Genomic DNA, 23,009 nt, shown 5'->3' on the forward strand with positions numbered 1-23,009 from the left:
CCACCGGCCACGGCCTGCTGCCCCTCCATGCGAACCTCTTGCAAGCCGCGATTGCGGCTGAGGCCCCTTTGCAGCCGGTGGTGCTGCGTTACAGCGACGCGCAGCATGCGGTCAGCCCGGCGGTGGCCTATGTGGGTGACACCAGTTTGTTGCGCAGCTTGTGGTGGGTGGCGTCGGCCCAGGGGCTGCGGGTGCAGGTCGAGGCTTTGCCGTTGATCGCCTGCGCTGGCCTAGACCGACGGCAACTCGCGGCCTTGGTGGCGGAGCAGATCGGTGCCAAGCTCCAAGCTTGATCCATGGCTTGATCCAGTCGTAGGCGAAAAAGAGGGCTTTCCCATGCTTTACAAGTTCAAGTCCAAGGCCAGCGGCAACGTCATCATGACGGCCCCGGTGGGTGATCGCTTGATGCGTCTGCTCGGCCGTGAGCCGGCACCCAAGGGCATTTTTCTGCCCGAGCAGATGCCCGCAGCCATCGCGCTGTTGCAAGCGGCGGTCGAGGCAGAGGATGCGCATCGGCGTGAGATGGAACAAGCGGCCAAGGCCGAGGGCCGCACGTTGCCCCGGGGTGACTGGGTGTCACTGCGCCAACGGGTTTGGCCGGTGATTGACATGATGAAACGGGCCCATGCCGAGGGCCACGAAATTGTTTGGGGCGTTTGATCGAGATGAGCAGTACCTCTACCACCCGCATCCTGGCGATTCGCCACGGTGAGACTTCCTGGAATGTCGATACGCGCTTTCAGGGCCAGATCGACATCGACTTGAATCCCAAAGGCCAGTGGCAAGCCGAGCAATTGGCCCACAGCTTGGCCGAAGAAACCGAGCTGAGCGCGCTTTACAGCTCGGACCTGCGTCGGGCGCACGCCACCGCGCAGGCCGTGGCGCAGCGCTTGCGCTTGCCGGTGCAGATCGATGCAGGCTTGCGTGAGCGTCACGGCGGCGTCTTCCAAGGCCGCACCTTGACCGAGATGGATCAGCACGACGCTGATCTGGCCCGGCGCTGGCGCACCCGTGAGGTTGATTTCCGTCCCGAAGGCGGCGAGAGCCTGCGGGACTTCTACGAGCGCAGCATCGCCGCTTGGGCCCGAGTGGCCGCCCGCCATCCCGGCCAAACCGTGGCGGTGGTGGCGCACGGCGGGGTGCTCGACTGCCTCTACCGCGCCGCCACCGGCCTGACGCTCGAAGCCCCGCGCACCTGGAAAATCGCCAACGCCAGCGTCAGCCGCTTGCTGTTCCACAGCGAAGGCTTCGCCCTGATGGGCTGGGGCGACACCCAACACCTTGAAGCCAGCGTGAGCCTGGACGAATCGAGCGACGTCAACGCGTAGGGGCTAAGGGCTCTGACGTGAGGGGGCCGTTCTCCGGCACCACCACCCCCAAATGCCGATAGGCGGCCAGCGTGGCGATGCGGCCGCGTGGGGTGCGTTGCAGGAAGCCTTGCTGGATCAGGTAGGGCTCGATGACATCTTCGATGGTGCCGCTTTCTTCGCCGATGGCGGCGGCCACGTTATCCAGGCCGACCGGGCCGCCGTCAAAGCGGTGAATCACCGCTTCAAGCAGTTTGCGGTCCATCAAATCGAAGCCCAGCGGGTCCACGTCCAGCATCGCCAAGGCACGGTCGGCGATGGATTTGCCGATGCGGCCGTCGCCTTTGACTTCGGCGTAGTCGCGCACCCGGCGCAAGAGCCGGTTGGCGATGCGCGGGGTGCCACGCGCGCGGCGCGCCACTTCCATCGCGCCCTCCAAGTCGATGGGCGTGCCCAGCAGCTTGGCCGAGCGGGTGACGATGCGGCAGAGCTCCTCAGGCGTGTAGAACTCCAACCGCGCCACGATGCCGAAGCGGTCGCGCAGCGGATTGGTCAGCATGCCGGCGCGGGTGGTGGCACCCACCAGGGTGAAGGGCTGCAAGTCGAGCTTGATGGAGCGCGCCGCCGGCCCCTCGCCGATCATGATGTCGATCTGATAGTCCTCCAGCGCCGGGTAGAGGATTTCCTCGACCACCGGCGAGAGGCGGTGAATCTCGTCGATGAAGAGCACATCGTTGGCTTCGAGATTGGTCAAGATGGCGGCCAAGTCCTTGGGCTTTTCCAGCACCGGCCCCGAGGTTTGGCGCAGGTTCACCCCAAGTTCGGCGGCGATGATGTGTGAGAGCGTGGTTTTGCCCAGCCCCGGCGGGCCGAACAGCAGCACGTGGTCCAGCGCCTCGCCACGCTTCCTGGCCGCGCCGATGAAGATCTCCAACTGCTCGCGCGCCTTGGCTTGGCCGACGTATTCGTCAAGCAACTTGGGCCGCAGCGCGCGTTCTATGGCCTCTTCATGCGGTGACGTCGGGGCCGCACTCACCATGCGGCGCGTGGAAGATGCGCCCTGCGAGGCGGGTGCGGAAGCAAAGGTGTCGGTCTGGATGGCCATGACCGGGATTGTGACCTCAGCCCAGCGACTTCAACGCCATGCGGATGCCGTCGTTCACGCTCACGCCGGGGGGCAGGGCTTTGAGGGCGACTTCGGCGTCGCGTTCGCTGTAGCCCAAGGCGATGAGGGCTTGGACGATGTCGGCTTCGTGGTCGTGGCGGGGGGCGGCCCCCAAGGCTTCGATGGGGGTGAGCGTTGGACTGAGTTTGTCTTTCAGCTCCAGCAGCAGCCGCTCGGCGGTCTTTTTGCCGATGCCGGGCACTTTGACGAGGCGACGCGCTTCTTGGGCGGCCACGGCTTGGGCCAGTTCGGTGACCGACAAGCCGGAAAGCACCGCCAGCGCCATGCGCGGGCCGATGCCGCTGATCTTGATGAGCTGGCGAAAGGCTTGGCGTTCCTCGTGGCTGAGAAAGCCGTAGAGCAGTTGGGCGTCTTCACGCACCACAAACTGCGTCAGCAGCGTGACGCGCTCGCCCAAGGGCGGCAGGTTGTAGAAGGTGCTCATCGGCACATCGACTTCGTAGCCGACGCCGCCGACATCGACCAGCACCAAGGGCGGATTTTTCTCGGCCAACAGGCCCGTGAGTCGCCCGATCATCGGCGGAACAGCCCGAGGCGTTGGGCCTCCAGGGCGGCTTCGGCGCGTGAGCTCACGTTGAGCTTGCGGTAGATCTGCTTGACATAGTCGGCGATGGTGTGGCGTGACAAGCTGAGCTGCACGCCGATTTCGGGCAGGGTGAAACCCTTGGCGACGCGCAACAGCACTTCGCGCTCGCGCTCGGTGAGTTGCACGTTGGGCATCAAGTGATCCACCGTCGGCGCGTAGGTCGGGCGATTCGCTTGGGCCGAGAAGTAAGAAATCATGCGCCGGGCAATCGAGGGCGAGAGCGGCGGCTCGCCTTGGCTGATGCGCTGCAACTGATCCATCAATTGATCACGCGGCTGCTCTTTGAGCAAATAACCGTAGGCCCCAGCTTGCAGGGCCGGGAAGAGGTGATCGTCGTCGTCGTGGATCGTCACCACCACCGATTGCGCCTCGGGTTGGCGGTCGCGCAGGGCGCGCACCACTTTGACGCCCGAGCCATCGGGCAGGCCCAAATCGACCATGGCCAGGTCGAAGCGTTGGGCATCGACCAGTTGCAAGGCGTCGTGGATGCGGGCGGCTTCCGAGACCACAGCGCCCGGGAACACTTGCAGCACCAAGACGCGCAGCCAAGCCCGGATTTCAGGCAGATCTTCAAGCAGGAGGATGTTTTTCATGAGGGGAGTAAGTTACATGGGCAGCGTCAAGCGGATCGTGGTGCCGTAGCCGGGGGCTGATTCGACCAAGCATTGGCCTTGCAGTTGTTTGGCGCGGCCTTTCATGGTGGACATGCCGTGACCTCGGTCGAGTCGGCCGTCGAGTTCGACCGGGATGCCCCGGCCGTTGTCGGCGATGGTGAGTTCGAAGTCATTGCTTTCGACATGGATCGAAATGCGGCACTGCGAGGCTTGGCTGTGTTTAAGCAAGTTGCTGATGGCTTCGCGCAGGATGCGGGTGGTCTGGACATAGGCACGGGCGCTCATCTTGCGGTCATCCATCAGCAAGTCATCGGGGCTGAGCCAGATGAGTTCGATGTTTCCGTGCGAAAGGCGCGATTTGGCTTCACTGCGCCAGTCGCCCACCGCATCGGCCATCTGGATCGGTTTGCCCGTCAGGCCGCGCACCGACAGGCGCATTTCTTCCAGCGCTTCGCGCGCCAAGGTCGAGATGCGGTCGCTTTCGCTGGTGTGGACGATGGTGAGCAGTTTGGCACCAAGGTCGTCATGCAAGTCGGCCGCGATGCGTTTGCGCTCGCGCGCCGTGACTTGCTCGACACGCAATTCCGCCATCTGACCGTAGTTGCGTTCCATGTCGGCCGAGATCTCTTGGACGCGCAGTTCAAGCTGTTTGCGTAGATTTTCGGCGGCTTTGATGGTGTTTTTGAGGCGTTGCACCATGCGCAGCGACATGCCTAAAAACGTGGCCAAGAAGGCCGCTGAGATGGCGGTGTGCGCCGGCCAAGCGTTGAGTGCGTCCGGGCGAAAGCTCACATCCAGCCCGGTCAGACCGGCCAGCGTCAGCAAGCCCGAGCCCAAGACCCAGAAATCCACCCGCGATAGCCGCCAAGCGCGCAGCAAAAACAGGCTCAGGGCCACGACCACTTCGAACACCAACAGCCACGTCCACGCACTGGTCACGGTATGCAATTGGGTGCGTGGCCCCAGCAGCATGCCCAGCAGTGGCACCAAGCTTTGCAGCCACAGCAGCCGCTCCAGCCGGCGTGAGCGCGCACCGCAATAGCGCAGCAAGAACAGCGCTCCCGCCACCGCCACCGGGGTGAGGATCAGCGCCAGCAGCAAGTCGTTGCTCAGGTCCAGGCCCGGATCAAAAGGCAGCCAAGCACTGCCCACGCCCCGGGCCAAAAATTCCAGCAAACACCAGCCCATGGCGGCCAAGCCGAAGGCGCTTAGGTAGGGCAGCCGACTCAGGCGCGTCACCAGTAGCGTGACCAAACCGATGGCTCCGACGGCAGCGGCCAGCGCTTTGGGGATGGTGTCGTGCAGCAGCCGGTGGCGCAGATCAAGGGTGCGCAGCGTGTTGTAGGCGTCGATCCGTACCGGCCCCAGCGTGGCGGCCCGCTCACGCGCGACCACGCTGGGCAGCGCGGTGCCGATGATGCGGATATCGAGGTGATTCGTCCCTTGTTGCAACAGCGCCGTGGGCAGGCTAAGCAGTTCACTGTGCTGGCAATCGGTGTTGTCCGCGCCGATGGGCGGGTGATCCAAGATCCGGTGGCCGTTGAGTCGCACCTCGGGGGCGCGGCAGGTGGGCTGGATGCGTGCGCCCAGCAGCAGCGTCTCGGGCGGCAGGGTGCTGAGGCGGAAGTCGATGCGGTACCAGCGCGGTACGGCGTCGAAGGGCTGCTCCTGCACATAAGGCAAGGGCACGGGCGGGGTGGGCAGGGTGGACTCGGTGTCTTGATCCTGCTCGGGGTTGGCGGCGACCACCACCCGCGCTTGGGTGACCACGATGGGGGTGAAGATGGGCTGCTCGACCATCGGCCCGGCACGGGTGGCCCCGGCGAGCAACGCCAGCAACAAGAGGAGGCCAAGGATCCGTAGCAGCATGGCGTCGCATTCTGCCGGAGTCGTTGTTCTGCTGGCGGTGACAATTGAGCCTTCGGGCCTTGGCCCTTTTCCCAGGCGCATCAAGAGTGATCGTTCGACATGTTTTTAGTCCGGTGGATCACCGGCAATTGGCCCATCTTTGTGGCCCCATGGGTGACCATTTGCGGGCCATCGAGACCACCTTGGCGGTGACGATTCGCCACCGGATGGGCAGTTTCCGGGTCGAGGGCGTGCCCGAGCGGGCTGAGCGCACGCTCAACTTGTTGGTGCGCTTGTACGACTTGGCCAGCCAACCCATCACGGCAGAGGCTTTGCAGCTGGCTTTGGTCGAGGCCCGTCAGGGCCTGGAGCCGGTGGCGATTTCCGAGCTTGCGCCCGATCCCCATCAGCCGCTGCTGCGCACGCGCCGCTCTGACTTGGCCGGGCGCACGCCCAATCAGGTGAGTTATCTGAACAACATCTTGGCGCACGACATCAGCTTTGGCCTCGGTCCGGCGGGCACGGGTAAAACCTTTTTGGCCGTGGCTTGTGCGGTCGATGCCCTAGAGCGCAGTGCCGTGCAACGCATCGTGCTCACTCGGCCAGCGGTGGAGGCCGGCGAGCGACTCGGTTTTTTGCCGGGCGACTTGGCGCAGAAGGTGGATCCGTACTTGCGCCCGCTCTATGACGCGCTCTATGACTTGATGGGCCTAGAGCGCGTGGCCAAGGCGTTTGAAAAGGGCCTGATCGAAATCGCGCCTTTGGCCTTCATGCGCGGGCGCACGCTCAACCACGCTTTTGTCATCCTGGACGAGGCGCAAAACACCACGCCTGAGCAGATGAAGATGTTCCTGACCCGCGTGGGCTTTGGCAGCAAAGCCGTGGTCACCGGGGACACCAGTCAGATCGACTTGCCGCACCACCAGCCCAGTGGCTTGGTCGAGGCGGTGCGCATCTTGAAGGATGTGCGCGGCGTGGCCACCACCCGCTTCACGGTCGAAGATGTCGTGCGCCATCCGCTGGTGGCCCGCATCGTCGAGGCCTATGAAGCCGAAGAAGCGCATTCAAAGGCCGTGTCTCCCAAGCTTTCCTCACCCAAGACCCGTACCCACCATGGCTCGTCCTGAACTTTCTCTCTCGCTCCAATTCGCCGACCCGCGCCACCGCGCTTTGTTGCCGCGCCACAAGGTGATGCGCTGGATTCGTCATGCGCTGGAAGCCACCCCGGCTGAAATGACCGTGCGGGTGGTCGATGCCCCCGAGGCGCAGCAGCTCAACCACGAATTCCGCGCCAAGGACTACGCCACCAACGTGCTGACCTTTGATTACGCCCAAGAGCCGATGGTGTTGGCCGACTTGGTGCTGTGCGCGCCGGTGGTTGAGGCCGAGGCCTTGGCGGCGGGCAAGCGCATTGAGGATCACTACGCGCATCTCTTGATTCACGGCACGCTCCACGCCCAAGGCTGGGATCACCTTGAGGACGATGAAGCTGAAGCCATGGAAGCGCGCGAGCGTGAGGTGATGGCCGGTTTGGGCCTGCCTGATCCCTATGCTGACGACGATGCGACCAAGGATAAGGACCATGAGCCTTGCTGACGCCCATCTTGGGCTGGTTGATCGGGCCACGGTGCTGGTGGTCGATGACACTCCGGCCAATTTGTCGCTGCTGGCGGCTGTGCTGAAGGACGATTACCGGGTCAAGCTGGCTTCCAGTGGTGAGCGTGCCTTGGATTTGGTGGCAGCGGCCCCGCCTGATTTGATCCTGTTGGACGTGATGATGCCGGGGCTGAGCGGCTACGAGGTCTGCGCTCAGCTCAAGGCGGATCCGGCCACCCGCGACATCCCGGTGATCTTTGTGACGGCGATGGCCGATGTGGAGGACGAGGAGCGGGGATTCACGCTGGGTGCGGTGGACTACATCACCAAACCGATCAGTCCGCCCATCGTTCGTGTCCGCGTGAAAACCTGTTTGCAGCTGCGCGAGCAGGCCTGCGAATTGCACCGACTGGTGGATCAGCTCCAGGTGCAGGCCGATGAACTGCGGCGATGGAATCTCACGCTCGAATCCCGCGTGGCGGCGGGGGTGGAAGAAACCGAACGGTTAACGCGGCTCAAGCGCTTCTTTTCCCCTTCGGTGGTGGACTTGATTGTGGGCGGCAAGGCGGAGGATATCCAGCAGACGCGTCGGCGTGAGATCGTCGTGGTCTTTCTTGATATCCGGGGCTACACCGCCTTCACCGAAACGGCCGACCCCGAGGATGTGATGGCGATTCTTGGCACCTTCCATGCCGAAATGGGCCGCCTGATCATGGCTTACGGTGCCACGCTGGAGCGTTTTGGCGGCGACAGCATCATGGTGTTCTTCAACGATCCGATGCCTGTGCCCGATGCCGCGCTACAGGCTTGTCGCATGGCCGTGGAGATGCAGCAGTCGCTGGTGATGCTGACCCGGACTTGGCGTCGGCAGGGCTTCGAGCTGTCGGTCGCCATCGGCATCGCGCAGGGCTACGCCACGGTGGGCATGATCGGTTTCGAGGGTCGGCGCGACTACGGGGCGATCGGTACGGTGACCAATCTGGCTGCCCGCCTGTGCAGCGAGGGCCAGGGTGGGCAAATTCTGGTCTCGCAGCGGGTGCAAGCACAGGTCGATGATCAGCTTGCCGTGCGGCCGATCGGTGAGCTACAGCTCAAGGGGTTCCATCGTCCGGTACCGGCCTTTGAGGTGCTCCCAACATGAGACTGCGCCATGCCTCGATCAGCTTCGTTGCGATGCTGTTCGGTGCCTTGCTGCTCAATGGGTTGTTGTTGCTGAAAATTGATCGGGCTAACGGGCGGGTGGCTCAGGCCCATGAGCTTCGAGCCCAAACCACGTCGCTGACGGGCGTGTTGCAGCGCGAAACCGACCGGCTGGCAACGCTGGTGCGGCGCTACACCTCGACCGGCGAGAGCCGCTTGTTGCAGTACTACTTTGAAATCCTCAAAGTGCGCGATGGCAAAGCCGTCGAGTCCGAGGCGATGCGCGAACCCACCTACTGGGACGATGTGATTGCCCGTCGCCGGGACCATATGCTGCTCAAAGAGCACAAGGGCGCTTTGTCGATGGCGGAGCGCTTGCGCCGCTCCGGCTTTCCGGCCGAGGAAATGGCGGTGTTTGAGCAGATCGTGGTCGATACCGCCGCGATGAACAAGATCGAGACGGAGGCCTTTGCGGCGACGCAGGGGATCTTCTTCGACCCCGTCAAACAAGAGTTTGTCGATGGCGCGCCCGATCTTCAAAAAGCCAGCAAGCTGGTTGGCAGCGCGGCGTACAACGAACAAACCGCGCGCCTCGCCCACGACCTGCACGCGCTGAGCGCATTGGCAGATCGCCGGACCCGTTGGGATGTTGACGAGGCAGTCACTGCCTTGCAGCGCGACATCACGCTCACGATGGTGCTGCTGTTGGTGCAGGTGGTTGCCTTGGGCTTGGGACTGCTATTGATTCGCCGTCGCGTGTTGCAGCCGATCCTGCGACTGGGTGAGGTGGCCCGTGATTTTGGCGCAGGAGCCTACGACCGACGGGTGGGGCAGCTCGATGCGGTGACCGAGATTGGCACCCTCGGCGGCACCCTCGACGGCATGGCGCAGGCGGTGCAAGACGATATCGAGCGCCATCAAGCGCTGCTGCGGGAGTTGGAGCATGCCCGCGCCCAAGCCGAGCAGGCCACGCAGGCCAAGTCGATGTTCTTGGCCAACATGAGCCACGAGATCCGCACGCCCATGAACGCCATCATCGGCATGGCGTACCTGACGCTACAGACCTCGCTCACAGCAAGGCAGCGCGATTACTTGAACAAGTTGCACGTGGCGGGCCGTTCGCTGCTGGGCATCATCAACGACATCCTCGATTTCTCGAAGATCGAGGCCGGGCGCATGACGCTCGAACAGCGGCGCTTTCGGCTGGAAGACGTCATGGCCAATGCGCTGGCGCTGGTGCAGCAGCGGGCTCATGAGCAGGAGATTGAGCTGGTGCTCAACATCACTGATCGCACCTTGCTCGGCGAAGACAGCTCGCTGATCGGGGACCCGCTGCGGATGGGGCAAATCCTGATCAACCTGCTGTCCAACGCCGTCAAATTCACCCATCAAGGGCATGTCAGTTTGTCGGTCGAGCGGCTCCACCGGGATGAGTCGGGTGTACGGCTGCGATTCACGGTGCGTGACAGCGGCATCGGCATGACGCAGGAGCAACAGGCCGCGCTGTTTCAGGAGTTCACCCAAGCTGACAGTTCGGTCACGCGCAAGTACGGCGGCACGGGGTTGGGGCTGACGATTTCGCGCCGACTGGTCGAAGCGATGGGCGGCAGCGGCATGGCCGTGCGCAGTGCTGTGGGGCAGGGCTCGGTGTTCAGTTTCGAGCTGGATTTTGTGCGCCCCATACCGCCACAGTCACCGTTGCCCGGCCTGAATCAGGCTGCCGCGATGCGCCGCATTTTGGTTGTCGATGACCACCCCGAGGCGGTTGAATCCTTGATGGCGCTGTTGCGGCTGCTCGGGGCTGGGGGGCGGATGGACGGGGCCAACGGGGGACGCGCGGCGATGGAGGCGATCCGGTTGGCCTTGGCCGAAGGTGATCCGATCCGTTTGTTGATGCTCGACTGGGTGATGCCCGACGTGGACGGTGAGCAGGTATTGGCCTACTTGAAGACCTTGGATGAGGCGCAGCGACCGACGGTGGTGGTGGTGTCGGCCTACGACTCGGACCACATGCGCGATGCGGTGGCACCGATCATGGGCCATGTGGCCTTCCTGACCAAGCCGGTGCTGCCCGAGTCGGTGCGCGCCTTGTTCAACACACTTGGCAGCGAATCGAAGACGCCGATGACGGCGCTTCATCCCGCCCCACCCCTTGAGCCGCTCGGAACCTCGGGGCTCAAGGGGTTGCGCGTCCTTTTGGTCGAAGACAACCCCATCAATCAGGAGTTGGCCACGGAGTTGTTGCGCAGCCGAGGGGTTGAGGTCACCTTGGCCGCCGATGGGGCCGAGGCGTTGACCCTCTTGGACGCCGCTGCTGCCGATGCGTTCTCGGTGGTGCTGATGGATCTACAGATGCCGGTGATGGATGGTTACGAAACCACCCGCCGGCTGCGCGAGCACCCGCGCTACGACGATTTGCCCATCATCGCCTTGACGGCCCATGCGATGAGCGAGGAGCACGAGCGCTGCTTGGCCTTGGGCATGAAGGGTCATGTGACCAAGCCGATTGATCCCGAAGTGCTTTATGCCGAACTGGCCCGTTGGGGCCGACCCGAGCCGAAGCCCGCAGCGATGTGGGCCAATGACGATGAGGTTGAGGTGCCCGCAGCGTTGAGCGATTGGGTGGGTATCGACGGGCTGGATTGGGCACGGGGCCTGCGTCACGCCAGTGGGCAGGTTGATCTGTACCGACGTATCTTGACCACCTTTGTCGATGAGCAAGGGGCTTGGGCGGCGGCGTTGCAGCAAGCCGGGGTGTGCGAGACCACTCCGGAGTTGCTGCGTCAACTCCACACGCTTAAAGGGTTGGCTGGATCGGTCGGTGCCAGCGTGGTTGCCGAGGCCGCAGCAGCCTTGGAGTGCCAGTTGCAGCAGAGCTTCGATCCGTCGGTGCGGGTGATGGTCCCGCTGTCGGACCCGGTTTGGCAGCGCTTGCTCGATGCCTTGCTCGCGCTGACCCAGCGCCTGCGTCGCCAGCCCACCGCCCCCGAAACTGCGCCTGAGCCTGAGCCGGCCTCGAAGGGTGGTCGGGATCTGTCGGCGGCGTGGGCCTTGTTGCCGCTGCTTGAGCAAGGCGATCTCGATGCCGTGGCCTGCTGGGAACAACATCGCGCCTCACTGGGCAGCCTGTTGTCGGTCGAGGATTTCAAGCGCATGGCTCAAGCCATCGATGCCTACGATTTCGAGGCCGCCGCCGGATGGCTAAAGGCTTGGCTGGAGGCTTCTTCCATGTAGCATGCGGGCGTCCACCCGATATTCAGGTGGCCTTTAAGGAAGACTTTAAGGAAGAGTCCATGACATCCACTGAACACTTGGTTCCTTTGCGTGCTGGCGATGGCATGGCGCTGAATCTGGTGCATGTCTGTGGCCCGACCCCAGCGTGGCGTGGCCCGGTGTTGTTGGTGCATGGTGCCGGGGTGCGGGCCAACATCTTTCGCCCGCCGGTCGCGCGCTCTTTTGTCGATGCCTTGATCGAGCAAGGCTGGGATGTCTGGCTGGAAAACTGGCGCGCCAGCCTCGACCTGCCCACGAATGCTTGGACGCTGGAGCAAGCGGCGCTCTACGATCATCCGGCCGCTGTGCAGACGGTGTTGGCCCAGACCGGCGCCTCCAGCCTCAAGGCGGTCATCCATTGCCAAGGCTCGACCAGCTTCATGATGTCGGCCTTGGCCGGGCTGGTGCCGCAGGTCAGCACCATCGTGTCGAATGCCGTCGCGCTGCATCCGCTCGTTAAACCGACGGCACAGCTCAAACTGCGTTTGGCTGTACCGCTGGTGGCCGCCTTCACGCCCCACCTTGATCCGCGCTGGGGTGACCATGCCGAGGGCTGGGTGCCCAAGCTGCTGCAAGGTCTGGTCAAACTGACCCACCACGAATGCGACAACGCCGTCTGTCGCTTTGCCAGCTTCACGTATGGCACGGGGTTTCCGGTGCTTTGGCGGCACGAGAACCTTGATGATGCGACCCATGATTGGATTCGACAGGAGTTCGGGCCGGTGCCGATGAGCTTTTTTAGCCACATGGGGCGCTGCCTGAGCGCGGGCCATCTGGTGGCCGCGCAGTCGCCACCGCTGCCGGGCTTGCCCGCCGACTACACCACGGAGCCGTTGCGTACCCAAGCTCGCTTTGCTTTTGTGACCGGCCGCCGCAATGATTGTTTTACTTGGCAAGGGCAGCAGGCCAGCTTTGATTGGTTTGAGCGTCAGCGGCCGGGTTTTCACAGCCTGCATGTGTTTGAGGACTACGGTCACTTGGATGTTTTCATCGGCAAGAACGCACAGCACGACACCTATCCCGTGCTGCTTGCCGCCTTGGAGCGTTAAAACGCGCCCCCTTCACCGCAAGGAGTCATCATGGCCACCCCATCTGCATCCACCGCTCCGGTTGTCAACGGGGTCACCTTTCGTGAAACCATGGCCGGCAAGTTCACCTTGGGTGAAACCGATCCCCAAACCGGCGCGCTCAATGGCCCCGAGCTGGCCATGCATGCGCTGGTCAGCATCGCGGACGTGGCGGCTTTTGTGGCCGATCCGCAGCACAAGGCCTTGTTGAGCGGCACCATCGACTACCCGCCCTTCGGCAGCGGATTGGTCGCCCCCCGGGGGGTGTTTGGCCTGTTCTCGCCCAGCGGTGATCCGGCGCTGACCTACATGGTCTATGAGCTGGCGTTTGAGCATGCGGGCAAGCCTTATTACTTGGCCGGCAAGAAACACGTCTGCTTGGGCTGGCCTTGGAAGCTCTGGGGTGAGACCACCACGCTCTACACCACCTTGCACGAGGGCAGCGACAGCACGGGCAAGGTGGTGGGTGCGGGCACGTTGAGCCTTGGGGTGGGGGCGCTGCTGAGCTTGCTGGGCACGCTCAGTGGCACACCGGGGGCACCAGACCGCAGCCTGTGGCAGCGCAGTGGGGCCATCGGGAGCTTCTTTGGCTTTTTCAGCACCGAGCTGCTGCGCACCTATGTGTTGCGCCGGCCCCGCTGAGATTTTTCAAAACGGAGGCTCCCATGCCTGAAACACGCGTTGAACTGGTCACCCAAGAGCTCGCCGTTAACTGGTTGTCGCCTTGGCAGTTGTTGCAAACCGGGCTACGTGTCCTTGTGGCCGATGTGGTGGGTGGGTTGTCGGATCCCCGCCTTGTGCATGCGGCCCTGACCCCTGAGGCCGCGACCACACCGACATGGTCCGCCCCCGAAAGTGAGGCTGCTGCACCGTTTTGGCTGGACTATCTGGCCGATACCGGCGATGGCTGGGACAGCACCTACAGCGTGGCTTGGAGTGTGGCGCGTGAGCAGCTTGAGGTGCCGGGTGCTGGGGCTTTACCACGTGGGCAGGTGCTGGTGCTGGGCGGTGATCAGGTCTACCCCACGCCCGCAGCCCAGGCGTACCGCACCCGTTTTCTCGATCCTTTCCGCAGTGCGCTGCCTTCAGCGATCTCGCCACCCGAGCGAGAGGCCGAGGCCAAGCACGCGCCCAAGCTCTTTGCCCTGCCCGGCAATCACGATTGGTACGACGGGCTGCGCGGTTTCCTTCAGACCTTCGGTTCGGGGCAGGGCATCGGTCGCTGGCAAACCGTGCAAAAACGCAGCTATTTCGCCTTGCAGCTCCCGCATGGCTGGTGGCTGTGGGGGCTGGATCTGCAACTCGAATCGCAGATGGATGCGCCGCAATGGGCTTACTTTGACGCTATGGCGGCCCAGCTCAAGCCGGGTGATCGGGTGGTGCTGTGTACGCCAGAGCCTTCGTGGCTGGATCAGAACGTCCAGTTGGGTGCGAACAACGATGCGCCGCTGGAGAGCTTGGAGCACTTGCAGCCGCGTTTCAAGAGTCTGCGCAAGATCGAAAAGCGCATCGCCAGCTGCAAGGACGTGCGTTTGGCCGCTGTGTTGGCCGGGGATCTGCACCACTACGCCCGCTACCAGCCGTCTGCCGAGGCCCCGATGCCGCAGCCGCCGCAGCGCATCACCTGCGGCGGCGGTGGGGCCTATCTGCTGGGTACGCACGATTTGCCCGAGCATGTGCGCTTTCGCGGTGGGGCTGGGATCGAGACCCAGCAGCGCACGGCGGCCTTTCCGTCGGTGGACGCCTCCCGCGCCTTGCGGGACCGTGCTTGGCGTTTGCCGCTGTACAACCCCAAGTTTGGTCTGACGCTGGCGGCCTTCTATCTGATCTGGATTGAGCTGGTTCAGCGCGCCGGCACCTATCCGGGCCTGGCATGGATGTGGGGCCTTTGCTTGGTGCTCGGGGCCGGCATCTTCACGATGAACAGCACGCCCCAGCGCACGGGGTCTGCCTTTGCTGGCGGGGCCTTCCATGGGGCCTTGCATGTCGGTGTGGCGGCAGGCTTGAGCGAGATCGGGGCCGCCCTGCCGTGGTGGGGTGGGTTGTTTGCCACGGTGATCGGCGGTTGGTGGATGGGCGGGGCACTTTTTGGCCTGTGGCTGATGCTCAGCAACCGCTGGTTGGGCTGGCACGCTGAAGAGTCCTTCTCCGCGCAGTCACTTACTGCCTACCGCAGTTTTTTGCGCATGCGTGTGGATGCCGAGGGGCTGACGATCTATCCGCTCGGCATCCGCAAAGTCTGCCAGCGCTGGCAGCTGGGGCAGGGGATCGAGTTGTTGCGTCAAGCCAAGCGCACGTGGCGCTTGCGGGCGCACACAGGCTCTGGCCCCCGCTTTGAGCCGGTCGATCCCATTCAAGTCGAGCTGATCGAAGCGCCGATCATCATTCGCTGAAGCCTTCACTGAGTCATTCGCCCACTTGCCCATTTGCCTACTTGCGCAAAGGATCACCACCATGAGCACCCCCCTCAACTTTGACGCCGTGATCATCGGTAGCGGTTTTGGCGGCGCGGTCAGCGCCTGTCGTCTTGCCCAAGCGGGGCAAAAAGTGCTGGTGCTGGAGCGCGGCCGCCGTTGGACCCCCGAAACCTATCCGCGCGAAGCCAACGATCCGTGGCTCTGGAGCCAAGATCATCCCGAGCGACTCAACGGCTGGGCCGATTTGCGCACGTTCGCCGACATGTGGGTCGCAGCGGGTGCCGGGGTGGGTGGCGGCTCGTTGATTTACGCCAGCGTGTCGGTTGAAGCCAAGCCCGATGTTTTCGACAAGGGCTGGCCGCAGGGCTTGAATTACGCCGTTTTGAAGCCCTATTACGAGCGGGTCGCGGGCATGCTGGATGTGCAACTGCTGCCCGACAACCAGCTCAATCCGCGCTATCACCTGATGAAAGAGGCCGCCGAGGCCAACGGTTGGGGGGATCGTTTCCACAAGGTGCCGTTGGCTGTCAAGTTCAACCCAGCCTACGACGCCCAAGCGCCTGAGCCGCGTGATGACCGCCACGCGGTCTGGTTGCAGAACCCGCAGGGCCGCCAGCAAGGGACTTGTGTGCATTGCGGCAACTGCGATATCGGCTGCCAAGTGCAAGCCAAGAACACCTTGGATCTCAATTACCTCGCCGAGGCTGAAAACCATGGCGCAGAGATTCGACCTTTGCATTTGGTGCATGGGGTGGAGCCGCTCGACAGCGACGGCAGCAGCGGCTGGCGGGTGTCTTTCGATCAACTGGCCGACGGCGAACGTCGCCCGGGCAGTGTGACTGCGCAGCGCGTCATCCTCGCTGCGGGCTCTATCGGTAGCACCGAGTTGCTGCTGCGTAGCCGCGATCAGCATGGCACCTTGCCGCGCCTCTCGCCACGTCTGGGTCATGGCTGGGCGTTCAATGGCGACTTTGTGACCCCGGCCTTTTACAGCGGCCGCAAGATCTCCCCCAGCCACGGTCCGACCATCAGCTCGGCCATCGACTTGCTCGACGGCAAGGTGGATGGCGCGCCGCTCTTTATCGAGGATGGCGGTGTACCCAATCTGGCGGGCCAGTTCATCCAACGGCGTATCCAGCAACCCGGTTGGGGCAAGTTGCGCAGCTTCTGGAAGGGCCTTGGCCAAGCCATCGACGCCGATGATCCGCTGGGCAACATGATGCCGTGGTTCGGTCAAGCCGTGGACGCCGCCGACGGTCAGCTCTATTTGGGTCGCCTTTGGTACGCGCCGTGGCGTCGCACCCTGAAAATGCACTGGGATTACAAGGCCAGTGAAGCGGTGGTTGAGGCGATGATCAAAGTCCACAAGCAGCTCACCGCTGCCACCGGCGGCCAAGCTTTGATCCCGCCCACGTGGACCGTGCTGCGCAATCTCATCACCCCGCATCCACTGGGCGGCTGCAACATGGCTGACAGCGCTGAGCAAGGCGTGGTCGATGCCCATGGCCGAGTGTTCGGCTACCAGCACCTTTATGTGATGGACGGAGCCACCTTGCCGCGTGCCATCGGCCTCAATCCCTCACGCACGATTGCTGCCCTGGCCGAGCGCAACGTCGAGCATTTGTTGCTTTAAGAAGGGGTTTACATTACCCCCATGGGTATCAACTAGAGTGGAATCACTGGATATTTCTCCTCTACAAAAGTGATACCCCTTATGTCTACCTCTGGCTTTACCCCCCGTTTTTTATCGCCCACCCGCTGGCTGCCCGTGGTGCTGACAAGTTTGGCCTTGGCCGCCTGCGGTGGGGGTGGGAACGGCAATGGCAATGGCAATGGCAATGGTCAGCACGGTGGACCGACCGATGCAGAAGCAGCGCAGTTGATCGCAGCGATTCTGAGCCGCCCGGTCGAGGTGCTCAGTCCGGCCGAATCAGCCGGTTTGGTTTGGGTGCGCGAGGAAGAGAAGCTTGCGCATGACGTCTACGCAGCGGCGGCCACGCGCTGGGGCTTGCAGACGTTCATCAACATCGGCACCAGCGAAACCATGCACATGAGGGCGATGAAAGCGCTGCTTGATCGCTACACCTTGGTCGATCCAAACGCTGGCATGACGGATGGGCAGTTCCAACGCCCCGCATTTCAGACGCTTTACACGCAGCTCACCAGCAAGGCTGATCTGAGCTTGGTCGATGCCCTTCAAGTCGGCTTGGAGATCGAAGAGCTGGACATCAAAGACATCGAAACCGAGAAGCTCTCGGTCGATAACGCCGATGTTCTCTACGCCTACAACGAGCTGCTGCGCGGCTCACGCAATCACTTGCGCGCTTTTTGGAAGCAGTTGCAGCAGCAAGGGGGCAGCTATACCCCCAGCCACATCACGCAGGCCGAGTTTGACGCCATCGCCAACTCGGCCACCGAGACCACGCCATTGGCAGCGACCGTCACGGCACAGTAAGGTCGCCGGTCGTTTTTTCGATCTGCGCCCGCAACCATGCTTGCGCCGGGTGGTGGTCGTGGCGGCGGTGCCAGACCATGTGGATGCGCAGCGCCGCCAGTGCCACCGGCAAGGGGCGGCTGACCAAAACGTCTTGGGCACCGCTTACCGCCAAAAAGGCCCGGGGCAGCACGGTGAGCAGATCGGTTTGCGCCACCACTTGGCCGGCGGTAAAAAACTGGTTCACGGTCAGCACCCGTTTGCGGCTGCGTTGCAGGCCCGCCAAAGCTTCGTCGATCAGGCCCATACCCCTGCCTGAGAAGCTCACCAGCAGATGGTCAGCGGCGCAGTAAGCCTCCAGACTGAGCGGGCCTTCGGCCAAGGGATGACCGCGTCGCATCACGCAAACGTAGTCGCTTTGATAGAGCAGTTGTTGATGCAGAGGTGCTTGGGGTCCGAGGTGCGTGAGCCGCGCCACCAGATCGGGAAAGTGCCCCACCGCCAGCTCAGCCTCGCCTTGCTCCAGCATGGCGCTCGGGTCACGGGTGGCCAAGGGTTGGACGCGCAAGTTGGCTTGGGCTTGATCAGTCTGAAGCTGGCGCAACAGCGGCGGCAGGATCAGCGCAGCCGTGGCATCGGCCATGGCGAGCGAGAAGGTCTGCGATTGCTGGCGTGGGTCGTAGCTGCTGGGCTCCAAGTGCTCCCGCAGTGAGTTCAGTGCCGCTTGCACCGCCGGCCACAAGGCCTCGGCCCGCGCGGTGGGTTTGACCCCAAAGGCGCTGCGGGTGAACAACGGCTCACCCACGCTCTCCCGCAGTCGGCGCAGCGCATTGCTCACCGAGGGTTGCGTCATGGCCAACTGCTCGGCCGCGCGGGTCAGATTCCGCTCGGTCATCACGCTGTCAAAGACGCGCAGCAAGTTGAGATCGAGGGTGCGGAAGTTCATGGCTCAGCCTGCATAGATATAGACATGGTGAATATCAACGATTCACCAAACTTGCTTGTTCTATATCTAGGGTTAACCCTAAACTGCGGCGCATCAAGGAGAGAACCATGTCACTCACCCATCTGATCAGCCACTACACCTCGCCCCAAACCCTCCACGCGCTCACCGCTTGGTTCAGCACCGCCATCCCCCGCGAACCCAAGACCCCGGAAGAGCTGCTCGAATGGGCCGCTCAATACGAAGTCTCCCAACCCTCCTACGCCGCCGACCTGCGCGAAGCCGCTCGTCGGACGCAGGGTGGTCTGGGCGGCTGATCAGGCCGCCAAGGCGGCTTCGATCTTGGCTTTGGTGGCGATCAGTTCTTGGGGCAGGTGGTAAGCCAGCTGTTGGAACAGGTCGCCGTGCAGGGCCATTTCTTGGGTCCAAGCGTCGCGGTCGATGCCGATGACGCTTTGGAACTGGGCTTCGCTGAAGTCGAGGCCGGACCAGTTCAGGTCGGTGTAGTTCGGGCTGACGCCGAAGATGTTCTCTGCACCACCGGCTTGGCCTTCGATGCGGCCGAGCATCCATTGCAGAACGCGGGCGTTGTCGCCGTAGCCTGGCCAGACGAACTTGCCGTCGGCACCCTTGCGGAACCAGTTGACGCAGTAGATGGCGGGCAGCTTGGCACCTTCGGCTTCGAGCTTGGCACCCACGTTCAGCCAGTGCTGGAAGTAGTCGCTCATGTTGTAGCCGGTGAAGGGCAGCATGGCGAAGGGGTCGCGGCGCACCACACCCATTTGGCCGACGGCCGCAGCGGTGGTTTCTGAGCCCATGGTGGCCGCCATGTAGACGCCTTCGACCCAGTTGCGGGCTTCGGTGGCCAGCGGCACGGTGGTCGAGCGGCGGCCCCCGAAGATGAAGGCGTCGATCGCTACACCCGCCGGGTTATCCCATTCGGGGTCGAGGGCCGGGTTGTTGGTGGCGGCCACGGTGAAGCGGGCGTTCGGGTGGGCGGCGGGGCGCAGCTTGCCGTCGGCACCCCGGGCGCTTTCCGGTGTCCAGTCCTTGCCTTGCCAGTCGATCAGGTGGCTGGGCAGCGCGTCGGTCATGCCTTCCCACCACACGTCACCGTCGTCGGTCAGGGCGACATTGGTGAAGATGACGTCGCGGTCCAGCGAAGCCATGCAGTTCGGGTTGGTCTTGAAGTTGGTGCCCGGGGCGACGCCGAAGTAACCCGCTTCGGGGTTGATGGCGCGCAAGCGGCCGTCCACCGGCTTGATCCAGGCGATGTCGTCGCCGATGGTGGTGACCTTCCAGTCGCCCAGGGCGGCCGGCGGGATCAGCATGGCAAAGTTGGTCTTGCCGCAGGCGCTCGGGAAAGCGGCCGCGACGTGGCTCTTTTTGCCTTCGGGCGAGGTCACGCCCAAGATCAGCATGTGCTCGGCCAGCCAGCCTTGATCGCGGCCCATGTTGGAGGCGATGCGCAGCGCAAAGCACTTCTTGCCCAGCAGCGCGTTGCCGCCGTAGCCGGAGCCGTACGACCAGATTTCGCGCGTTTCGGGGTAATGAACGATGTACTTGGTGGTGTTGCAGGGCCAAGTCACATCCTTTTGACCGGCTTCGAGCGGCGCAGCCACGGTGTGTACGCAGGGCACGAACTCGCCGTCGCTGCCCAGCACGTCGTACACCGCACGGCCCATGCGGGTCATGATGCGCATGTTGACAGCGACGTAAGCGCTGTCCGACAGCTCAATGCCGATATGGGCAATCGGCGAGCCCAACGGGCCCATCGAGAACGGCACGACGTACAGCGTGCGGCCCTTCATGCAGCCTTTGAAGAGGGCAGGTGTGCCGTCCGCTTGGCCGGTTTGCAGCAGGGCGCGCATCTCGGCCGGGGCCATCCAGTTGTTGGTCGGGCCGGCGGCTTCCTTGGTGGCCGAGCAAATGAAGGTGCGGTCTTCGACCCGCGCCACGTCGCTCGGATCGGAGCAAGCCAAGAAGCTGCCCGGGCGCTTGGCGGGGTTGAGCTTCTTGAAAGTGCCGGCCTCGACCAGCTTTTGGCATAAAAGGTCGTATTCCTCTTGGCTGCCATCACACCAGTGGATCTGCGCCGCTTCCGTCAGCGCAGCGACTTCGGCCACCCAGGCAATCAGCCGAGCGTTTTTGACGTAGGCGGGGGCCTGAAGGGCCACACCGGTGTGAGCGGTTGCGTTCATGAAGCGGCTTTGTTTTGAGGAGGGGGACGGGCAGTGTCGTCCCAGCTCCTGCCGATTACCTGACGGTTACATGCGTTTTTTGCATAACCGGATGCAAAGGGGCCATCAAGCGGCCCATCAAGCGGGCGCTTGTAGCCAAGTTTCGACAATCGCGGCGCTGGCGCGGGCGGCCACCACCTCGATGAACTGCATGAAATCCACGTGGGCGCTGTCGTCGGCCCGGTCCGAGATGGTGCGCAACACGGCAAACGGCACGCCGCAGTCGTGGCAAACCTGCGCCAGCGCCGCACCTTCCATCTCGACCGCCAAAGCATCGGGCAGGCGCTCGATCAAGGCGCGGCTTTCAGGCGCGGTGGCGACAAAGCGGTCGCCGCTGAGGATCAGCCCTTGGTGCAGACGCGGGGCGGTGACGCCCAAAGCACGGGCTTCGGCACCGAAGGCGCGCAGCGGATCGGCCAACACGTGGGCAGCCGCTTGCGCCAAGGCGTCGGCCAAGGCGGGGTCGGTGGGGAACCGCGCCAACCCGGAGAGCGGCACTTCGTGACGCGGGAAGAGGGGGGAGGCGTCCATGTCGTGCTGCAACAGCTCGCGCGCCACGACCACATCGCCCACATGCGCTGGCCCCAGTCCACCGGCCACGCCGGTAAAGATCATCTGCTGCACGCCGTAGCGTTCAATCAGCATCGTGGCCGTGATGGCTGCGGCCACTTTACCGATGCGCGACAACACCAGCACCACCGGGCGACCATGCAGCCAGCCGAGGTGAAAGTTGCGCCCGGCGTGGCGCTCCATGGTGACCTTGCCCGTCACGTTGTCCAAGCTGTGCAGCAGCGCTTGCAATTCTTGCTGCATCGCCGCGACGATGGCCAGCGGCGCAGCGTGCGCAGACTTCATGGGGCCGCACCAACGACGCCATCCACGCCACCCAGCACGGCTAGCACCATCAACGGCGCAGTCTCGGCGCGCAGCACGCGTGCGCCCAAGCTGGTGGGCATGAAGCCGAGGTCGCGGGCGCGGCTTTCTTCGGCCGGACTCAGTCCGCCTTCGGGGCCGCTGAGCAAGCAGATCGGCTGGGCCGTGGGCAGCAACGCGCTCAAACGTTCAGACAGCGGCCTCGCATCGCCCAAGCTCAGGATCAATCGTCCCGGGGCCGGCACAGTGGCCTCGTTCAACCCCGCCAGCCACGCGGCCAAGGTTTGCATCGGGGCGATGTGGGGCACGCGGGTGCGGCCACATTGCTCGGCCGCCGCGATGGCCACGGCTTGCCAGTGCGCCACCTTCTTGGCGGCGCGTTCACCGCTCAAGCGCAGCACCGAGCGTTCACACATCAGCGGCTGGATGGTCTGCACGCCCAGCTCGGTGGCTTTTTCCACCAGCCAGTCAAAGCGGTCGTTGGCCGGCATGCCGGCGGCCAAGCTCACGTCTTGGGGCAGTTCGCGCTCAACCGGATTCAAGCTGCCAACGCGCACCGCCACCTCTTGGCGGCCCATGCGCGTGATGGTGGCCGACCACTCGCCGCGACCGTCTTGCTGGCGGCCGTTGAACAGCGTGATCGGCTCGCCGGGTTGCAGGCGCAGCACTTGAACGTGCTTGGCCGGACCTTCCGGCAAGAGGGTGTCCAGATCGGGCTGGAGCGGAAGATCGACGTAAAAGCGCGGTGGCATGGGTATGGAGGATGGGGGGCGGCGGGTTAGTTAGGTGCGGATGCGCTGCACCAGCGAGGTGGTCGAGTAGCCGTCCACAAAGGCGATGGCGCAGGCGTCCCCGCCCCAGCTGCGCACCAGCCGGGTTTCTTCAAGGCTTTCGATGTCGTAGTCGCCGCCTTTGATGTAAAGGTCGGGGCGAAGGAGCTCCAGCAAAGCGCAGGGCGTGCGCTCGTCGAAGAAGGTGATCAGCGAGAGGCTTTCCAGCGCAGCCAGCACGCAAGCGCGGTCAAGTTCGCGGTTCAGCGGTCGATCCGGGCCTTTGCCCAGCAAGCGGGCCGATGCGTCGCTGTTGAGTCCCATCACCAGCGAAGCGCCCAAAGACCGCGCTTGAGCCAAGTAGCGCACATGGCCCGGATGCAGGATGTCGAAGACGCCGTTGGTGAAGACCATCGGACGCGGCAAGGCCGCCAAGCGGACCGCCAAGTCTGCGGGGTCCGCGCGCAAGCAGATCTTGTTCAAAAAAGCGGGGGGAGACAGGTGCAGCGACATGGGGCCGCATTGTCACCCGGGCCACCTTGTTTTCTTTCTCTCGTTCAGCACACTCAACCCGGCAAAGCCCGACGCAGCTGGATGGCTTCGGCCACGTGGGCGGCTTGGAGGGTGGGGCTGCCTTGCAAGTCGGCGATGGTGCGCGCCACCCGCAAGACCCGGTGCAGGCTGCGGTTCGACCAGCCGAGTCGGTTGCCGGCTT

General features: G+C 63.7%; 22 protein-coding genes and 1 pseudogene. 13 read left to right on the forward strand and 10 right to left on the reverse strand.

Going from position 1 to position 23,009, the window contains the following annotated elements; genetic code table 11:
• The 3 genes and pseudogenes from AC3VI7_RS07600 to AC3VI7_RS07610 form a co-directional block, all read left to right on the forward strand.
• A pseudogene (locus AC3VI7_RS07600) lies at window positions 1-293 on the forward strand (lysophospholipid acyltransferase family protein); the annotation flags it as partial.
• 43 nt (window positions 294-336) lie between these two features.
• Complete coding sequence (locus AC3VI7_RS07605) at window positions 337-660, forward strand: DUF1840 domain-containing protein (protein ID WP_489669146.1); 324 nt, start codon at window positions 337-339, stop codon at window positions 658-660.
• A gap of 5 nt (window positions 661-665) precedes the next feature.
• Window positions 666-1,328, forward strand: coding sequence for a histidine phosphatase family protein (locus tag AC3VI7_RS07610; RefSeq protein WP_489669145.1), 663 nt, complete (start codon window positions 666-668; stop codon window positions 1,326-1,328).
• Here the strand turns inward: AC3VI7_RS07610 and ruvB are convergent.
• From ruvB to AC3VI7_RS07630, 4 genes are read right to left on the reverse strand one after another with little or no spacing between them, the layout of a single operon-like run.
• A complete protein-coding gene (ruvB, locus tag AC3VI7_RS07615) occupies window positions 1,318-2,412 on the reverse strand; it encodes a Holliday junction branch migration DNA helicase RuvB (protein WP_489669144.1) in 1,095 nt (364 codons plus the stop codon). The two genes, AC3VI7_RS07610 and ruvB, sit on opposite strands and share 11 nt — an antisense overlap.
• Window positions 2,413-2,428: 16 nt before the next feature.
• A complete protein-coding gene (gene ruvA, locus AC3VI7_RS07620; protein ID WP_489669143.1) occupies window positions 2,429-3,010 on the reverse strand; it encodes a Holliday junction branch migration protein RuvA in 582 nt (193 codons plus the stop codon).
• A complete protein-coding gene (locus AC3VI7_RS07625) occupies window positions 3,007-3,672 on the reverse strand; it encodes a response regulator (protein ID WP_489669142.1) in 666 nt (221 codons plus the stop codon). The genes ruvA and AC3VI7_RS07625 overlap by 4 nt, the downstream gene beginning before the upstream one ends.
• A gap of 12 nt (window positions 3,673-3,684) precedes the next feature.
• Window positions 3,685-5,562, reverse strand: coding sequence for a sensor histidine kinase (locus AC3VI7_RS07630; protein WP_489669141.1), 1,878 nt, complete (start codon window positions 5,560-5,562; stop codon window positions 3,685-3,687).
• A gap of 86 nt (window positions 5,563-5,648) precedes the next feature.
• Between AC3VI7_RS07630 and AC3VI7_RS07635 the strand changes: the two genes are divergently transcribed.
• The 9 genes from AC3VI7_RS07635 to AC3VI7_RS07675 all read left to right on the forward strand — a co-directional run bounded on the left by AC3VI7_RS07635 (window position 5,649) and on the right by AC3VI7_RS07675 (window position 17,489).
• Complete coding sequence (locus tag AC3VI7_RS07635; protein ID WP_489669140.1) at window positions 5,649-6,668, forward strand: PhoH family protein; 1,020 nt, start codon at window positions 5,649-5,651, stop codon at window positions 6,666-6,668.
• A complete protein-coding gene (gene ybeY / locus AC3VI7_RS07640) occupies window positions 6,655-7,137 on the forward strand; it encodes an rRNA maturation RNase YbeY (RefSeq protein ID WP_489669139.1) in 483 nt (160 codons plus the stop codon). Before AC3VI7_RS07635 ends, ybeY begins: the two co-directional genes overlap by 14 nt.
• Window positions 7,124-8,278 carry an adenylate/guanylate cyclase domain-containing protein gene (locus AC3VI7_RS07645; RefSeq protein ID WP_489669138.1) on the forward strand — a complete coding sequence of 385 codons (1,155 nt, stop codon included), beginning with the start codon at window positions 7,124-7,126 and terminating at the stop codon, window positions 8,276-8,278. The genes ybeY and AC3VI7_RS07645 overlap by 14 nt, the downstream gene beginning before the upstream one ends.
• Entirely contained in the window at window positions 8,275-11,511 is a 3,237-nt protein-coding gene (locus AC3VI7_RS07650) for a response regulator (protein WP_489669137.1), read from the forward strand. The genes AC3VI7_RS07645 and AC3VI7_RS07650 overlap by 4 nt, the downstream gene beginning before the upstream one ends.
• Window positions 11,512-11,570: 59 nt before the next feature.
• On the forward strand, window positions 11,571-12,599 hold the full coding sequence (locus tag AC3VI7_RS07655; protein WP_489669136.1) for a lipase family protein: 1,029 nt from the start codon (window positions 11,571-11,573) through the stop codon (window positions 12,597-12,599).
• Window positions 12,600-12,629: 30 nt separating this feature from the next.
• The gene (locus AC3VI7_RS07660; protein WP_489669135.1) at window positions 12,630-13,259 is read left to right on the forward strand and encodes a hypothetical protein; all 630 of its coding nucleotides are present in this window, start codon (window positions 12,630-12,632) and stop codon (window positions 13,257-13,259) included.
• Window positions 13,260-13,282: 23 nt separating this feature from the next.
• Entirely contained in the window at window positions 13,283-15,010 is a 1,728-nt protein-coding gene (locus AC3VI7_RS07665) for a preprotein translocase subunit YajC (RefSeq protein WP_489669134.1), read from the forward strand.
• Window positions 15,011-15,071: 61 nt separating this feature from the next.
• Window positions 15,072-16,667 carry a GMC oxidoreductase gene (locus AC3VI7_RS07670; protein WP_489669133.1) on the forward strand — a complete coding sequence of 532 codons (1,596 nt, stop codon included), beginning with the start codon at window positions 15,072-15,074 and terminating at the stop codon, window positions 16,665-16,667.
• Between the two features lie 81 nt (window positions 16,668-16,748).
• Complete coding sequence (locus AC3VI7_RS07675; protein WP_489669132.1) at window positions 16,749-17,489, forward strand: DUF2202 domain-containing protein; 741 nt, start codon at window positions 16,749-16,751, stop codon at window positions 17,487-17,489.
• Here AC3VI7_RS07675 and AC3VI7_RS07680 read toward each other — a convergent pair.
• Window positions 17,476-18,414, reverse strand: a complete 939-nt coding sequence (locus tag AC3VI7_RS07680; RefSeq protein ID WP_489669131.1) for a LysR family transcriptional regulator — start codon at window positions 18,412-18,414, stop codon at window positions 17,476-17,478. The two genes, AC3VI7_RS07675 and AC3VI7_RS07680, sit on opposite strands and share 14 nt — an antisense overlap.
• A gap of 107 nt (window positions 18,415-18,521) precedes the next feature.
• On the opposite strand from AC3VI7_RS07680, the gene AC3VI7_RS07685 reads away from it, so the two are divergent.
• Window positions 18,522-18,728: a hypothetical protein gene (locus AC3VI7_RS07685; RefSeq protein ID WP_489669130.1), complete on the forward strand. Its 207-nt coding sequence runs from the start codon at window positions 18,522-18,524 to the stop codon at window positions 18,726-18,728.
• Here the strand turns inward: AC3VI7_RS07685 and AC3VI7_RS07690 are convergent, their stop codons facing one another.
• From AC3VI7_RS07690 to AC3VI7_RS07710, 5 genes are all read right to left on the reverse strand, one after another.
• On the reverse strand, window positions 18,729-20,612 hold the full coding sequence (locus tag AC3VI7_RS07690) for a phosphoenolpyruvate carboxykinase (GTP) (RefSeq protein WP_489669129.1): 1,884 nt from the start codon (window positions 20,610-20,612) through the stop codon (window positions 18,729-18,731).
• A 117-nt stretch (window positions 20,613-20,729) separates the two neighbouring features.
• A complete protein-coding gene (locus AC3VI7_RS07695) occupies window positions 20,730-21,506 on the reverse strand; it encodes a 5'-methylthioadenosine/adenosylhomocysteine nucleosidase (RefSeq protein WP_489669128.1) in 777 nt (258 codons plus the stop codon).
• Window positions 21,503-22,276 carry a 16S rRNA (uracil(1498)-N(3))-methyltransferase gene (locus AC3VI7_RS07700; RefSeq protein WP_489669127.1) on the reverse strand — a complete coding sequence of 258 codons (774 nt, stop codon included), beginning with the start codon at window positions 22,274-22,276 and terminating at the stop codon, window positions 21,503-21,505. Before AC3VI7_RS07700 ends, AC3VI7_RS07695 begins: the two co-directional genes overlap by 4 nt.
• Window positions 22,277-22,306: 30 nt before the next feature.
• On the reverse strand, window positions 22,307-22,807 hold the full coding sequence (locus AC3VI7_RS07705) for an adenylyltransferase/cytidyltransferase family protein (protein WP_489669126.1): 501 nt from the start codon (window positions 22,805-22,807) through the stop codon (window positions 22,307-22,309).
• Window positions 22,808-22,860: 53 nt separating this feature from the next.
• Window positions 22,861-23,009, reverse strand: a 149-nt coding sequence (locus tag AC3VI7_RS07710; protein WP_489671448.1) for a magnesium chelatase subunit ChlI family protein, incomplete at its 5' end; no start/stop codon positions are given.

The organism is Leptothrix toolikensis (SeqCode) (assembly GCF_057922285.1).